The sequence below is a fragment of the Microvirga sp. 2TAF3 genome, from assembly GCF_052114965.1.
In the GTDB taxonomy this organism is placed as follows: domain Bacteria; phylum Pseudomonadota; class Alphaproteobacteria; order Rhizobiales; family Beijerinckiaceae; genus Microvirga.
Genome location: NZ_JBFRFT010000006.1, coordinates 84,323 through 99,474 on the forward strand (window position 1 = coordinate 84,323; position 15,152 = coordinate 99,474).

At 62.4% G+C, this 15,152-nt stretch carries 14 protein-coding genes and 1 tRNA gene; 8 read left to right on the forward strand and 7 right to left on the reverse strand.

What is annotated here, in order from left to right; all coding sequences use genetic code 11:
• Positions 1-96: 96 nt before the first annotated feature.
• Positions 97-172 (forward strand) — tRNA-Ala (locus AB4Y97_RS08235).
• Between the two features lie 220 nt (positions 173-392).
• On the opposite strand, the gene AB4Y97_RS08240 is transcribed toward AB4Y97_RS08235, so the two are convergent.
• A complete protein-coding gene (locus tag AB4Y97_RS08240) occupies positions 393-1,220 on the reverse strand; it encodes a calcium-binding protein (protein ID WP_441998541.1) in 828 nt (275 codons plus the stop codon).
• Positions 1,221-1,662: 442 nt separating this feature from the next.
• On the opposite strand from AB4Y97_RS08240, the gene AB4Y97_RS08245 reads away from it, so the two are divergent.
• The 3 genes from AB4Y97_RS08245 to AB4Y97_RS08255 all read left to right on the forward strand — a co-directional run bounded on the left by AB4Y97_RS08245 (position 1,663) and on the right by AB4Y97_RS08255 (position 4,362).
• Positions 1,663-2,013, forward strand: coding sequence for a hypothetical protein (locus AB4Y97_RS08245; protein WP_441998542.1), 351 nt, complete (start codon positions 1,663-1,665; stop codon positions 2,011-2,013).
• Positions 2,014-2,198: 185 nt separating this feature from the next.
• Positions 2,199-3,386 carry a YVTN family beta-propeller repeat protein gene (locus AB4Y97_RS08250; protein WP_441998543.1) on the forward strand — a complete coding sequence of 396 codons (1,188 nt, stop codon included), beginning with the start codon at positions 2,199-2,201 and terminating at the stop codon, positions 3,384-3,386.
• A 205-nt stretch (positions 3,387-3,591) separates the two neighbouring features.
• Positions 3,592-4,362 carry a HugZ family pyridoxamine 5'-phosphate oxidase gene (locus AB4Y97_RS08255; protein WP_441998544.1) on the forward strand — a complete coding sequence of 257 codons (771 nt, stop codon included), beginning with the start codon at positions 3,592-3,594 and terminating at the stop codon, positions 4,360-4,362.
• Positions 4,363-4,369: 7 nt separating this feature from the next.
• Here the strand turns inward: AB4Y97_RS08255 and AB4Y97_RS08260 are convergent, their stop codons facing one another.
• The 6 genes from AB4Y97_RS08260 to AB4Y97_RS08285 form a co-directional block, all read right to left on the reverse strand.
• A complete protein-coding gene (locus tag AB4Y97_RS08260; RefSeq protein ID WP_441998545.1) occupies positions 4,370-5,893 on the reverse strand; it encodes a carboxypeptidase M32 in 1,524 nt (507 codons plus the stop codon).
• 18 nt (positions 5,894-5,911) lie between these two features.
• A complete protein-coding gene (locus tag AB4Y97_RS08265; RefSeq protein ID WP_441998546.1) occupies positions 5,912-6,916 on the reverse strand; it encodes an ABC transporter ATP-binding protein in 1,005 nt (334 codons plus the stop codon).
• Positions 6,868-7,887: an ABC transporter ATP-binding protein gene (locus AB4Y97_RS08270; protein ID WP_441998547.1), complete on the reverse strand. Its 1,020-nt coding sequence runs from the start codon at positions 7,885-7,887 to the stop codon at positions 6,868-6,870. Before AB4Y97_RS08270 ends, AB4Y97_RS08265 begins: the two co-directional genes overlap by 49 nt.
• The gene (locus AB4Y97_RS08275) at positions 7,884-8,777 is read right to left on the reverse strand and encodes an ABC transporter permease (RefSeq protein ID WP_441998548.1); all 894 of its coding nucleotides are present in this window, start codon (positions 8,775-8,777) and stop codon (positions 7,884-7,886) included. Before AB4Y97_RS08275 ends, AB4Y97_RS08270 begins: the two co-directional genes overlap by 4 nt.
• Positions 8,774-9,748, reverse strand: a complete 975-nt coding sequence (locus AB4Y97_RS08280) for an ABC transporter permease (RefSeq protein ID WP_441998549.1) — start codon at positions 9,746-9,748, stop codon at positions 8,774-8,776. The genes AB4Y97_RS08275 and AB4Y97_RS08280 overlap by 4 nt, the downstream gene beginning before the upstream one ends.
• 170 nt (positions 9,749-9,918) lie before the next feature.
• The gene (locus AB4Y97_RS08285; protein WP_441998550.1) at positions 9,919-11,499 is read right to left on the reverse strand and encodes an ABC transporter substrate-binding protein; all 1,581 of its coding nucleotides are present in this window, start codon (positions 11,497-11,499) and stop codon (positions 9,919-9,921) included.
• A 159-nt stretch (positions 11,500-11,658) separates the two neighbouring features.
• Between AB4Y97_RS08285 and AB4Y97_RS08290 the strand changes: the two genes are divergently transcribed.
• Genes AB4Y97_RS08290 through AB4Y97_RS08305 form a run of 4 tightly spaced genes read left to right on the forward strand, consistent with a single transcriptional unit; the run spans position 11,659 to position 15,129 of the window.
• Positions 11,659-12,669 (forward strand): GntR family transcriptional regulator, encoded by a 1,011-nt coding sequence (locus AB4Y97_RS08290; RefSeq protein WP_441998551.1) that lies wholly within the window; start codon positions 11,659-11,661, stop codon positions 12,667-12,669.
• Positions 12,666-13,361 (forward strand): creatininase family protein, encoded by a 696-nt coding sequence (locus tag AB4Y97_RS08295; protein WP_441998552.1) that lies wholly within the window; start codon positions 12,666-12,668, stop codon positions 13,359-13,361. The genes AB4Y97_RS08290 and AB4Y97_RS08295 overlap by 4 nt, the downstream gene beginning before the upstream one ends.
• Positions 13,361-14,377: a ketopantoate reductase family protein gene (locus tag AB4Y97_RS08300; RefSeq protein WP_441998553.1), complete on the forward strand. Its 1,017-nt coding sequence runs from the start codon at positions 13,361-13,363 to the stop codon at positions 14,375-14,377. Before AB4Y97_RS08295 ends, AB4Y97_RS08300 begins: the two co-directional genes overlap by 1 nt.
• Complete coding sequence (locus tag AB4Y97_RS08305) at positions 14,374-15,129, forward strand: SDR family NAD(P)-dependent oxidoreductase (protein WP_441998554.1); 756 nt, start codon at positions 14,374-14,376, stop codon at positions 15,127-15,129. The genes AB4Y97_RS08300 and AB4Y97_RS08305 overlap by 4 nt, the downstream gene beginning before the upstream one ends.
• Positions 15,130-15,152: the final 23 nt, after the last annotated feature.

The following is a 15,152-nucleotide window of genomic DNA, read 5'->3' on the forward strand; positions in this document are numbered from 1 at the left end:
CCTCCCGCGCAAAAGATGCGCCTGCCCCCGTTCACGCCGATTGACAGACCAAAGCCCTCAGGCCTAAAAGTCCGCCGCTTGGTCGCATGATCGGCCGGGGCTGTAGCTCAGATGGGAGAGCGCTGCAATCGCACTGCAGAGGTCAGGGGTTCGAATCCCCTCAGCTCCACCAAGTCCTTTCCCAAATCACAAAATTCGGCTTTGGCCACGGCCTGCTCTATGAAGGGTGCCACGGAACCTGGATTAGCATTGGGATGACAGGACCCCACCGTTGAGCGACGAGGCTTTGCTCCTGATTGCTTTGGGAGCGAACGCGTCACGCGGACTGCGCTCGTCAGGAATGGGTCGGGGCTGCTAAAACGACTATAGCCTGAGCCCCTAGCCATCTCACCTTAGGTTACGAAGAAATCGTTATAGGCCATTTGGAGATGTGCCGAGAGACTGGCGAATTGTACAGCCGCATTCGGGCCCGAGCCGTCCGTGTCATAATATAGCGCGCCGGTCTGGTCGTCATAGATGATCCGGTCACTCGCATCATGCGCTTGCGAGCCGATCCAGAACGCGTCGGGGCTCAGGACGCCGGCAGTCAGGCTGAAGACCGCTCGATCGAGGTTGATCGTATCGTCCTGGTGAGTTGCCGCACTGACGGCCTTCGGACTGTAATCCCGGATGGTGTCCACGTTTGTCGCGCCGAGCGCGGTGTTGAACACGAACGAGTCCCGGCCCGGACCGCCGATCAGCACGTCATTTCCGGCGCCGCCGATGAGATAATCGTTGCCTTGATCGCCCGAGAGCCGATCGTTGCCGGCGCCGCCATAGAGCCTGTCATTTCCGGCGCCGCCATAAAGGGAGTCGTTACCCTGGTCGCCCGAGAGCCAATCATTGCCGGTGCCGCCATAGAGCCTGTCCTTCCCGGCGCCGCCATAAAGGGAGTCGTTACCCTGGTCGCCCGAGAGCCGATCGTTGCCGGCGCCGCCATAGAGCCTGTCCTTCCCGGCGCCGCCATAGAGATAATCGTTGCCCTGATCGCCCGAGAGCCGATCGTTGCCGGCGCCGCCATAGAGCCTGTCATTTCCGGCGCCGCCATAGAGATAATCGTTGCCGTTATACCCGTAGAGTCTATCCTGGCCATAGAGGCCATAGAGCGCATCATTCCCACCAAGGCCGAATATTTGATCGTTGCCGTTGCTGCCGTTAAAATAATTTAGGATGATGGACATAGGGCACTTTCCTTGAACAAAATTGTCTTCTTACTCGACGCTCAATCATAAGCTACACTGCACAACATCGTTGTATTATTACTTGGAAAACAGGATTTATATTCAAGAAACTCAGGGCACCTATTTAGGGGTAGCACCTATGGCTGATCAGATTTTAAAGTATTATTCCTTCCAATTTCACGTCCGCAGGGCTGGCATGCCAGCGGTGAACGGCATCCTGAATAGGCCAAGCCGCCCACATCCATTCAGGATTGTGCCTGCAAAACTCGGTGCTGCCCTGACATAAGTCGGTTTCCTGGGTCAGTTTCTTGGGCCAGTTCCTCGACGGCACCATTGTGCCGGCGGACGACAGGGCCACATTTTCGCAGGATCATCGGACGCGGTATCGGCCCTGCGGCTCTGGTCGGAAGCTCACATCCACGGAATGAAGGATTGCAGAGTCATGACAGTCCAGCTGAATGAAAAATCCTATGAACACGCCAGAAAGCTGATCAAGGATCGGAAAATCGTGCTCGACGAGAGAGATGATTGGAGCGAGCACCAGCCTACGTCGGCAGAGGAGAACGAGTTCATCCGCACCCACGGATTCAGCGAATATGAGAGGTGGCATCTCGGGATCGACACCACGAAAGCCGAAGATACGAAAGAACGCTATAAATTCCCCTATGGGGACTTCAAGGATGTTCACCGTTGCGCGGTCCTTGCCGCTAAGACCCGCTCAGGTCAGTATAAATACGACAGGATCGAAGTGGCGGCAGCCCATCTTCATGGAATGCTGGATGACCTGATGTAGGAGGCCCCTGCCTTTCTCTGCGGATCGCTCGCTGAAACGGGTGGAATGAAGCTGGGACGCAGGGCCTTGGGCCCTTTCGGGACAAGGGATCTGAATTCTCTGCTATAATACAGCCGGCGAGATCGCGTTTCCGTGCGCGCCGGTTGGGACCCTCGCTTCGTTGCGCTCTGAAGACGGTGATGCCCATGCCCGGCCTGAACCGCTATCAACTTCGAACGGCGCTCTGCCTCGGAATGGGCCTGGCCTGGTTGATGCAGGAATCAGGGGCACAGATATCTTCCCCGCCTGCGAAGGACATCGACACCCTGCCGGGCATGCCGCGCGTCACGGACCCGGCTAATCTCTACAGCGAAGCCTCGGCCGGCCGGCTGAGCCCGGCTGTCGTAACAGCCCTGCCCCGGATCTACGTGCCCAATGTAGGATCAGGCGATCTCTATGTGATCGATCCTGCAACGTTGAAGGTCGTGGATCGTTTCCCGGCAGGCCGCAATCCGCAGCATGTCGTTCCGTCCTGGGACTTGAAGACCCTGTGGGTGACCGGCAGCTCGGAGGGACGCCGCGCGCATGGCAGCCTTCTGCCCATCGACCCCGAAACCGGAAAGCCGGGCCAGTTTCTTCCGGTGGCCGACGCCTACAACATGTATTTCATGCCCGACGGCTCCGCGGCAATCGTCGTGGCCGAGGCGCGAAGACGGCTCGAGCTCCGCGAGCCGCAGACCATGGCGCTGCTGCGTTCCATCGCAACACCGCAATGCGCCGGCATCAATCATGCCGATTTCTCCATCGACGGACGATACGCGATCTTCACCTGCGAATTCGACGGCAGCCTCGTCAAGATCGACTTCGTCAAAGGCGAAGTCGTCGGCACCCTGAAGCTCTCGAAGGGCGGCATGCCCCAGGACATCCGCATCTCGCCGGATGGCAAGGTCTTCTACGTGGCGGATATGATGGCCGATGGCGTCTTTATGGTGGACGGCGAATCCCTGACCGAGACCGGCTTCATCCCGACCGGGATCGGCACGCATGGTCTCTATCCCAGCCGAGACGGCACGAAGCTTTATGTGGCCAATCGCGGCTCCCATCGCGTCAACGGGCCCCCGCGCGGCATGGGAAGCGTCTCGGTCATCGATTTCGCGACAAGGGAGGTCGAAACCACCTGGCCCATTCCCGGCGGCGGCAGTCCGGATATGGGCAATGTCAGCGCCGATGGAAAACAGCTCTGGCTTTCCGGCCGCTTCGACGATGTGGTCTATATGATAGATACCGCGACCGGGGCCATGACGACGATTCCCGTCGGCAGAACACCGCACGGCCTGACGGTGTGGCCGCAGCCCGGCCGCTACTCGCTCGGCCACACGGGGAACATGCGCTGACGCGGCTTTGCAACGGGCAAGATCGGCTTCGTGCGCGCGGACACCACGAAAGCACAATAGGAACTGTCCTTCCGGGAGACCGGCAACGCGGACCACCGGTGCCTGAAAATGCTCCAAGGACCAGCCGTTCTCCATCGGGCTGTGATCGGCTATTCTCCGACGTGCCGCCTTTTCCCGGGTCGCACCAGGAGGAGTGGAAGACAGGATGCAGAAAGATCCAACCCTGCCGGTCGACGAGGATGCACGCGGCCTCGCCAAGAACCTTCTGCGCACGGCCCGCGCAGGCGCGCTGGCCACCCATGACGACTCGGGCGGCTTTCCCTTCGCCAGCCTCGTGGCGGTTGCGACCGACATGGATGGCACGCCCGTCATCCTGACCTCGCAGCTATCGACCCATACGAAGCTCCTTGAGCGCGATTCCCGCTGCTCGCTGCTCCTGTCCTCCATCGGCAAGGGCGATCCTCTCGCGCATCCGCGCCTGACCCTTCTTGCCACGGCGCAACAGGTAGAGCGCGCATCGGATGAGAACGCGATGATCCGTCAGCGCTATCTGGCGCACCATCCGAAAGCTGCGCTCTATGTGGATTTTCCCGACTTTACCTTCTGGCGGCTTGACTTGGAATCCGCGAGCCTCAATGCCGGCTTCGGCCGCGCCTACCGGATGAGCGCCGCCGATGTGCTGACAGACATGATGGGCCTCGATAGCCTCCGCGCTCTTGAGGCCGAGGCCATCGCACACATGAATTCGGACCACAGGGACGCGGTGGCGCTTTATGCGACCAGGCTCTGCGGCGCGCGCGAGGGCGCGTGGACGATGACCGGCATCGACCCGGAGGGCGTGCAGCTCACCCTCGGCGACGAGATCGTGCGCCTGACCTTTCCCCGGCGTCTTTCGAACGCAGAAGAGCTGCGCCCCATGCTGGTGCTGCTTGCGAAACAGGCTCGCGGGGCCGCTGCCTCCCAGGAGCCGGGGTAAAGTTGCTTCAGGCCGCGTACTTTCCGCGCAGATAGGCAAGATAGGGTTCGGGATCGAGACCACGTCCGGTTTCGCGCACCAGCAACTCGTCGCGCAGGAAGCGGCGCCCATGCTGCCACACCTTGGTGCGCAGCGCATCCGCGAGGCCGGAATAATCGCCCGCCTCCATGGCGGTATCGAGCGACGGATTCTCCTGGCGCAGCTTCTCCATGATTTGCGCGGCCATCACGTTACCGATGGTGTAGGTCGGGAAGGAGCCGATATAGCCCGTTGACCAATGCACGTCCTGCAGCACGCCCTTTGCATCATTGGGCACATCGCGACCGAGATCGCGCTTGATCGCCGCGTTCCAGGCAGCGGGTAGGTCGGAAACCGGCAGTGAGCCATCCATCAGGGCGCATTCGATATCGACGCGCAGCATGATATGGAAATCATATGTCAGCTCGTCCGCTTCGACGCGGATAAAGCCCGGCTCGACTCGGGTGACGGCGCGATAGAACTCCTCGGCGCTCACATCGCCGAGCTGCTCGGGGAAGTGCCGCTGCAATTCCGGGAAATGCAGCCGCCAGAAGGTCCGGCTGCGCACCACATGATTTTCCCACAGGCGCGACTGGGATTCGTGCGCGCCGAAGCTCGTGCCGCCGACCGCATAAAGCCCGATGAGATCGGTGGCGAGCGTCGTGCGCGTATAGGCCGGATCGACGCCTTGCTCATAGAGCCCATGGCCGGTCTCGTGCGCCGTGCCGAAGATCGAGGCGGGCAAGTAGTTGCGGTTGTAGCGCGTGGTGATGCGCACGTCATTGCGGGTAAAGGAAACCTCGAAGGGATGCACTGTCGTGTCGAGACGCCCGCGCCGAAGATCGTAGCCGAGCTTTTCAGCCATGCTCAGGCCGAAGGCGCGCTGACCTTCTTCCGCAAAATCGCGGAACAGGAAGTCCGAGCGCGGCGCGGGACGCGCGCGCGCGGCATCGAGAATGGGCTGCATGCCGGAGCGGAGTTTCGCGAACAGCGCCTTCAGGCTCACCGCCGTCTCGCCCGGTTCGTAGATCGATACCATGGCGTCGTAAGGGTGCTCGCTCCAGCCGATGCAATCCGCATAAGCCCGCGACAGCTTCACGGTCTTTTCCAGATGCGGCGCGAAGATCGAGAAATCGCTTTTCGCCCTGCCTTCGATCCAGGCAGCCTGGGCGACGGTGCGCAATGCGGCACGCTCCTGGATCAGCGAGGCCGGAACCCGGCTGTGATGGGTGAAGGCGCGGCGGGTCTGCGCGACCATGCGACGCTCGGCGGAATCCTCAGGCCGATCCTCAACGACTTTCTCCGCCGCTTCGAGCGCCTTCTCCGTCTCGGGCGCGAGCAGAAGATCCCGCGCCAGCCGCGTCAGGGTGGCGATCTGGTGGCCACGCGTTTCCGCACCGCCGGCAGGCATCATGGTGCGCGAATCCCAGGTCAGCAGGGAGGTGGCATTCAGCACGTCATTGACGGTAGCGATACGCTCGTGGAGAGCCAGAAGAGCCGGATTCTGATTCATGTTTTTCGCTTGAACGGTTCAGGCGGTTCCGCCTGTGTTGAGATGGCAGGCCGAGAACCGGCCCGAGTCGATGGCGGCGAGTGCCGGGGCTTCCTTGACGCAACGCGGCCCTGCCAAGGGGCAGCGCGGGTGGAAGTGGCACCCGCTCGGCGGATTAAGGGGCGATGGGATTTCGCCTGCGATGGGGCGGAATTCCTTGCGGCCAACGCCGACACGCGGAACGCTTTCGAACAAGGCTTTGGTATAGGGGTGGTTCGGAGCCGCATAGAGTTCGGAAGTGGTCGCCAGCTCCACGATACGACCGAGATACATGATTGCGACCCGGTCGGAAACATGGCGCACCACGCCGAGATCGTGGCTGATGAAGATTGCCGTGAGGTCGAGGTCCTGCCGCAGGTCCATGAACAGGTTGAGCACCTGCGCCTGGATCGACACGTCGAGCGAGGCGACAGGCTCATCGAGCACGAGCAGATCGGGCTTCATGGCGAGTGCACGGGCAATGGCGATACGCTGGCGCTGGCCACCGGAGAACTGGTGGGGAAAGCGCCGGCGATAGCTCGGATCGAGGCCGACGCGGCCCAACAGATCCTCCACGTAGCCATCCGCATCCTGCGCCTTCACGATGCGATGCGTGACCGGCCCTTCGGCGACCGTATCGCCGATGCGCATGCGCGGATTGAGGCTGGCGAAGGGATCCTGATGCACCATCTGGATACGCGTCGTGAGCTTGTTCGTCCGCCGCCCCTGCTGCTTTGCTACGGGAGCATTATCGAACAGCACCTTGCCGTCGCTCGGCGCATAGATGCCGGCGATGATGCGCCCGAGGGTGGATTTGCCGCAGCCGGATTCGCCGACGAGGCCGATGACCTCGCCCTTGCGCACGGAGAGGCTGACACCGCTCACGGCCCGCACGATCTCGGTCTTGCGGCCCGCGCCCAGAAGGCCCGCGATGCGTTCCCCGAGGCTCGGCTGCTTTACGAAGCGCTTCGATACGTGGTCGATGTCGAGGAGAGCGGCTGACATGAATCGGGCTCGATCGGGTAATGGCAGAGGGCGGTGCGCCCGTCGCCGAAATTCTGGACGGGCGGCGTGGTCGTGCAGGCGGGTCCCGCTTTGAAGCAACGGGGCGCGAAGGCGCAACCGGGCGGAAGATTGGCGAGCGACGGCGTCGATCCGGGGACCTGCGGCAGGCGCTCGCCAGGCTCGTGCTCGGCCGGAACCGAGGCGAGAAGGCCGGCGGTGTAAGGATGGCGCGGCGAGGCGATCACATCGGCTGCAGCACCGGTCTCGACGACACGCCCCGCATACATGACGCAGATATCGTCCGCGAGGCTCGACACTACCGCGAGATCGTGCGTCACCCACACGAAGGCAGTGCCGGTTTCGCTCGCGAGGCGACGCACCTCGGCCAGAATCTGCCCCTGGATCGACACGTCAAGCGCGGTCGTCGGCTCATCGGCGATGATCACCGCCGGGCTGTGCAGCAGCGCGATGGCGATCGCCACCCGCTGGCGCATGCCGCCGGAGAGCTGATGCGGATAGGCATCGAGGCGCTCCTCGGGGCTCGGAATGCCGACCTTGGCGAGCGCGTCGCGCGCGCGGCCCAAGGCCACCTTGCGCGAGACCTTGTCGTGGGCGCGCACGGCGGCGACCATCTGCGTTCCGATTTTGAGAACCGGGTTCAGGGTCATCATCGGGTCCTGGAAGACCATGGCGATCTGCGCACCACGGACCCGGCGCATGGCCTCGCCCTTCAGGCGGGTCAGATCCTGCCCCTTCAGCAGCACTTCGCCGCCCGCGATCTCGCCCGGAGGCTCGATCAGGCCGAGGATGGAATAACCGGTGACACTCTTGCCCGAGCCGGATTCGCCGACGAGACCGAGAATACGGCCGCGGCCGACCTCGAAGCTGACGCCATCGACGGCCTTCAGCATTCCCGCGCGGGTCTTGAACTGCGTCTGGAGATTGGTGACGCGAAGGACGGCTTCACTCATCGGCTGCGCCTCGGGTTCAGAACGTGGCGAACCTGATCGCCGACGAGGTTGATCGCAACCACCGTCAGCATCAGCGCGATGCCGGGATAAATCGAGATCCAGTAGCGGCCGGAAAGCAGGAACTGGAAGCCGTTGGAGATGAGCGAGCCAAGCGAGGGCTGGGTCAGCGGCAGGCCGAGGCCGAGGAACGACAGCGTTGCCTCGAGCGCGATCGAATTCGCCACCTGCACGGTCGCGACCACGATCAGCGGCGGCAATGCATTCGGAAGCAAATGCCGGAACAGCACCTGGCGCGCAGGCAAGGGCGTCGAGAGCGCGGCCTCGATATAATCCTTGCGCCGCTCGGCGCTCGCCGCGCCATGAGTCGTGCGGGCAAAGTACGCATACTGCGCAGCAACCAACGCGGCGACGAGCTGCGGCAACCCTTGGCCGAGGAGCGCCACCAGCACCAGCGCCAGAAGGATCGCGGGCAGCGAGAGCTGCAGGTCGATGACGCGCATGATCAGCGCCTCGATGCGGCCACCGTAATAGGCGGCGATCAGGCCCACCGTCGCGCCGAGCACAAGGGCGAAGGTTCCCGCCATCATGCCGATGATGAGGCTCGTGCGCAGGCCGTAGAGAATGGCGGAAAACAGATCGCGTCCCGCCGCATCGGTGCCGAGCCAGTGGACATAGCCGCCGGAGCCGGTTTCGCCGGGCGGAAGGCGGGCGTCGAACAGGTCGAGGGTCACCTGATTGTAGGGATCCTGCGGCGCCACGAGAGGCGCGAAGATCGCCATGAGAACGACGGAGACGATGATGATGAGGGCCGCGACCGCCACCGGGTTCTGGCGGAAATCCGACCAGAAATTGGCGAGCCGGCCCCAGCGGGTTTCAACAGGGGCGCTCATGACGCGGCCTTCACACGAATGCGCGGATCGAGCTGACCATAGACCAGATCGACGACGAGGTTGATGAGAACGAAGAGAAACACGACGAGAATGAGGTAAGCGACCATCACGGGCCGATCGAGCACGGTGATGGAATCGATGATGAGCTTGCCCATGCCGGGCCAGTTGAACACGGTCTCGGTCACGACCGCGAAAGCCAAGGTCGAGCCGAGTTCGAGTCCGAACACGGTGACGATGGGAATTGAGATGTTCTTCAACACATGCAGCCCGACGACCTTACCTTCCGACAATCCTTGCGCGCGGGCAAAGCGCACATAATCGGAGCTCATGACCTCGATTGTGCCGGCGCGGGTGAGGCGGATCAGAAGCCCGAGCTTGAACAGGGCAAGATTGAAGGCAGGCAGGATGATGTAGCTCCAGCCCTCGAGAGAGCCGATGGACAGGTTCAGCCCGAATACGTTCGATACCGGTCCGCGCCCGCCGGAGGGCAGCCAGCCAAGCTCGACGGCGAATGTCATGATGAGAAGAAGTCCGACCCAGAAGGTCGGCACGCTGAAACCGAGCACGGAAAACGTCATGATGGCCTTAGCGGACCATGAATCCGGCTTGTAACCTGCCCACAGCCCGAGCGGGATGCCGAGACAGGTCGCGATCATCATCGCGGTCAGCGCCAGTTCCAGAGTCGCGGGAAAGCGCGACCAGATCAGGCCGATTACCGGCAGGCGATAGATGAAGGATTCACCGAGATCCCCGTGCAGCATGTTGTTCATGAACACGAAATATTGCTCGATCAGCGGTCGATCGAGGCCATAGCGGTGAATCAGCGCCTCGCGAAGCGCTTGGTCGGAAGCAGGGTCGATCATCACGTCGATCGGGTTCCCAATGGCGTAGACGCCGAGGAACACGATGATCGACATCGCGATGATGACCATGAGCGCCTGCAATACGCGCTGGATAAGAAAACCGATCATGCTCGCTCGTGCATGGGGCTGAACGTCTTCCAGGCGGCGAGAAACAGTTCCGCCATCTGGGAGAGCAGCGCAAGAAAAGATCAGGAGCGGAATCATTCCGATGGAAGTGAAGCCGCTCCGCAAGGAGGACCGGTCGGGTTTGGCCCGACCGGTATATTATTGCCGAAGAATCAGCTCTTCGGCTTGATCTCGTAGGCCAGGGTTTCCTGGTCGACGCGCGGCAGAATGGTGAGCGTCCCCTTCTTCGAGGCCCAGACCGTCTGGAGCTGAACCGTCGGGATCAGCGCGCGATCATTCATGGAAACTTCGGTCACCTTCTCGAACAGAGCGCGGCGCTTCGCGTCATCCATGGTGCGGCTGCCTTCCTGAAGCAGCTTGTCCACTTCCGGGTTGGAATAGCCCTGCTTGTTGAACGCGCCGAGGCCGATGCTCGGATCGGCGGTGTGCACGAGCGAACCGTAGGTGTAGCTCGCCTCACCCGTCAGCGTGCCCCAGCCGCTCATCCACAAGGAGAACTCGCCCTTCTGTTGCGCTGGGAAGAACACCGTGCCGTTGAGCGCATTGGCATTCACCTTCAGGCCCGCGCGCGCCCACATCTGAGACAGCGCTTCGCACATCGCTCCATCGCCGGGCAGGCGGTTGTTGGTGCAGTGGAAGTCGATCTCGAATCCGTTGGGATAACCTGCATCGGCCAGAAGCTTCTTGGCCTTGGCGACATCGTAAGGACGCTCCGGCAGATTTTTGCTGCCGCCGAAGAAGTTCGTCGGCATCAGCTGGTTGGCCGGACGGCCCAGGCCCTCGAGCACGACGCGGACGAGCGTTTTGCGGTCAATGGCGAGATCCATCGCTTCACGGACGCGCGCGTCGCGCAGCGGGTTGGCGGAGATCTCCTTGCCGTCGACCTTCACGGGCTTCGGCAGGGTTTCCTTCTGGTTCGGGTAAAGATCGAAGAAGTACACCGAGTCGGCCACGAAGGTGTCGACCGATTTATCCTTCTGCATCGCCGCGTAGTCGGTGGCGGGCACGTAGTTGACGAGATCGACCTGACCGGACTTCAGCGCAGCCATGCGTGCCGGATCGTTCGGGATTTCCTTGCGGATCACCTTCGCCCAGGGCTGCTTGCCGCCCCAGTAGCCGTCAAAACGCTCGACGACGAAGTCGCCTTTCGGCTCCCATGAGACAAACTTGAAGGGGCCGGTGCCGATGGCGGTTTTACCCGAATTGAACTGCTCGTTGCGGGCCTCCATGCCGATGGACTTCGGCACGACGAAGAGGCGGATGAAATCGTTCGGCAGGGTCGGCGCAGGCGCCTTGGTGATCACATGCAGGGTGTATTTGTCGACGACCTTCGTCTCCTTCACCTGCTTGGTGTAGATCGTCATGCTCATCGGGCCGGTCACGACCGGAATGCGGTCGATGGAGAACTTCACGTCCTCTGCCGTCAGCTCGGAGCCGTCGTGGAATTTCACGCCTTCGCGGATCTTGAACTCCCAGGTCGTGTCGTTGACCGGCTTCCAGGAGGTCGCGAGACCCGGCTTCATCTGCAGGTTCTCGTCCGCCATCACCAGCGTATCGAAGATATGACGCAGGGCCTCGGCCTGGCTACCCAGGGTGGACCAGTGCGGATCGATGGAATCCGGACCGGCGCGCACGCCCATGGTGAGCGTCTGCGCGGATGCCGCGCCGCCGAGCATAGTGCCGAGAACGAGAGCCGCTGCGAGCGCCCCGCCAAACTTGAAATTTTGTTTCACCTCATATCCCCTCTTGCTAAGAACCAGACTTTTCGTCCAAGGTGTTCTTATCGATTATGACGGTAAGTCGCCAACCCGCTCAAAGTCAACAGCAACGTGCAGATGAAACAAATGAGTTCCAATGTTGCTCATGGCGACTGTTATAGTTCATCAGAACAGATGTCCGAGGAACGCATTCTGGCGAGCCTTGCCGGCGCGTTGGACCGGACGCTTCCGGTCCCTCTCGGGATTCAACTGCGCGGCCTGATCGAGTTCGGCATCGGCCTGGGCGAATTGGCACCGGGGCAGCGGCTTCCCTCGGTAAGGGAACTGGCGGAACGCGCCGGAATCGCGCCCATGACGGTGACGACCGTTTATCAGGAACTGCGCAAATCCGGACTGATCGAGGCGAAGCCCGGAGCCGGAACCTATGTGAGCGACGGGCATACCCGCAACGGACTGCGCTCTTCGTCCATGCGTAAAATACAGCGCCGCATCGATGCGCTCTTCAACGAAGCGGAGGAACTCGGCCTGCCCCCCTCCGTCGTCGCCTCCCTGGTGAATGCGAGAGCGGCGCGCGGGCGTTCGCCGTCACGCGCTCTGCGCATCGTCATCGTCGGCAACTTTCGCGATACGACCCGGCAATATGCCGATCGTATCCAGGAATATCTCGGTCCCAACGATTCAATCGCCGTGACGACCCTCACCTCCCTTCAAGCAGGCGAGGTTCTGCCGCTGCCATGCGATCTCTGCGTCACCCTTCCCCATCGGCGCAGCGAACTCGAAAGCCTGATTCCCAACGACATTCCGATTGTGAACCTGAGCTTCATCCCTGCGGAAGAGACCCGTGCGCAGCTTGCGGTGATCGATCCGATGGCCCGCATCGGCATCGTCTCGATCTTTCCCGAATTCATGGCCTTGATGAAGCCCGGCGTGCTGCGTTTCACACCTCATGTTTCCGACGTGGAAGTGCGGCTGATCACGGAGCCCGACCTCAAGGAATTTTTGAATACGCTCGACGTGCTCGTCTATGCGAGCGGCGCCGAGCCTATCCTGAAGGAACTGCCGCCCGGGCGGCAGGCCATTGAATTTCGATACGTGCCCGATCCCCACGTCATCCGGCAGACCCTGCTGCCGGTTATGGAACGGCTGCGTTCGGCAACCATCACGAAAGAGGAAAAGCCCGCATGAGAATCAGCGACATGAACTGGCTTCAGGTCGAAGAATACCTGAAGACGGACGACCGTGCCGTGGTGCCGCTCGGCTGCACCGAGCAGCATGCCTATCTGAGCCTGTCCGTCGACAGCATTCTGGCCGAGCGCGTGGCGCTGGAAGCGGCCGAGCCTCTCGGCGTGCCGGTCTTTCCCGTGCAGGCTTACGGCATCACGCCCTATTTCATGGCCTATCCCGGCACGGTTTCGCTGAAGGCCGAAACCTATCTGCGCCTCATCACCGATATTCTCGATTCCCTGCGCCGCACCGGCTTTCGCCGCATCCTGTTCGTCAACGGCCATGGCGGCAACAGTCCGGGCCAGACGGCGGCGATCGAGTGGATGGACAAGAATTTCGACGCCCGTGTACGCTTCCACAATTGGTGGAACGCACCGCGCACCTTCGAGAAGGTGAAGGAAATCGACCCGGTCGCCTCGCATGCCTCCTGGATGGAGAACTTCCCCTGGACACGCCTGCCCGGCATCGAGCAACCCGATCATCAGAAGCCGATGGTCGATCTGGAGCGCATGCGCACCTTCGGCCCCGAAGGTGTCCGCGAGATTCTCGGCGACGGCAATTTCGGCGGCCGCTATCAGCGCTCGGATGAGGAGATGAACGCCATCTGGTCCGTCGCCATCAAGGAAACCCGCGCCCTGATCGAGACCTGGTGATGAGCAACGATACGATTCTGATTTGGGGCGCCGGCGCCATCGGCGGAACGCTCGGCGCCTATCTCGCCCGCGCGGGCGAAGACGTGCTGCTCGTCGATATCGTCGAGCCGCATGTGGAGGCTATGAACAAGGACGGCCTCGCCATCGAAGGGCCGGTCGAGAGCTTCCGGCAGAAAGTGCGCGCCACGACGCCGGAAGGCGTGACGGGGCAATTCAAGCGCATCATCCTGGCGGTGAAGGCCCACCATACCCGCGACGCCGTGCGCGCCCTGAAGCCGCACCTCGCCGACAACGGCTCCGTGCTCTCGGCGCAGAACGGATTGAACGAGCTCGTCATCGCCGAGGAAATCGGCGCGGAGCGCACGGTCGGCTGTTTCGTGAATTTCGGCGCGGATTGGCTCGAGCCGGGCCGCATCCTGTTCGGCAACCGCGCAACGGTGACTGTCGGCGAGATCGACGGCAGCACGACGCCGCGCGTGCAGGATTATCACCGCCTGCTCTCGATCTTCGAGCCCAATGCCGTGCTCACCGACAACATCTGGGGCTATCTCTGGGGGAAGCTCGGTTACGGTGCGATGCTGTTCGCAACCGCCCTCACTCCCGCCTCCATGTCGGAGAACCTGGCCTCGGAACGGCACTTCCCGGTGTTCCACCGCCTCGGCCGCGAGGTGATGGCCGTGGCCCTGGCGCGCGGCGTGAAGCCGCTCGGCTTCAACGGCTTCGATCCGGCAGCCTTCATGCCGGGCGCAAGCGAGGAAGCTGCGCGCAGCTCGGTCGCCGCCATGGCAGAGTTCAACCGACACACGGCCAAGACCCATTCCGGCATCTGGCGCGATCTCGCCGTGCGTAAGCGCAAGACGGAGGTCGACGCTCAGATAGCGATCATTGCCGCGCTCGGCACGGAAGCCGGCATCGCCACGCCCACCATCGATAAGCTCGTCACGCTGATCCACGACATCGAGGACAATCGGCGCGAGCAATCCTGGTCCACCCTCGATCTGCTGCTCGAATCATGAAGCTCGATTTCACAAACCGCCGCGTCGTCGTTACCGGCGCGGCCCAGGGCATCGGCCGCGCCATCGTGCAGTCGCTCGCCGCTGAGGGTGCGCAGGTCTGGGCGCTGGACCTCGACGAGGAAGGCCTTCGCGTCGCCACGGAGGCTGGCGCGAAGGCGACACGCACGCTCGATCTCGCGGATCGCTCCGCCGTCGGCGACGTCATGACGGAGATGGCCGGGACACTCGGGGGCATCGACATTCTGGTCAACTGCGCCGGCGGCGTGCGCGGCCAGGTGGCAAAACCCGTCGAAGAGGTGAGCGAGCAGGACTGGCTCGTGCTGTTCGAGGCCAATGTGCACGGCGCGTTCTGGTGCTCCCAAGCCGTTGCGCCGCATATGAAGCGCGGCGGCTTCGGGCGTATCGTCAATATCTCGTCGGGCGCAGGTCTGCGCCCGAGCCTCACCGGCATCCAGGCCTATACGGCCTCGAAGCACGCATTGGTCGGGCTGACGAAGCAGTTGAGCTTCGAACTCGGACCGTTCGGCATCACCGTGAACAGCGTGGCGCCGGGCTTCGTCCTGTCCAATCCGGCAACCCAGCGGCAATGGGAAAGCTACGGCCCCGAAGGTCAGGCGCGTCTGGTGGAGGGCATTCACACCCGCCGTCTCGGCAGCCCGCAGGACATCGCCGAGACGGTGATGTTCCTCGCCTCCGATGCTGCCGGCTGGGTATCGGGTCAGATCATTTCCGTGGATGGCGGGCGTTCATAGAGCGTGATTCAGAAAAGCGGAAT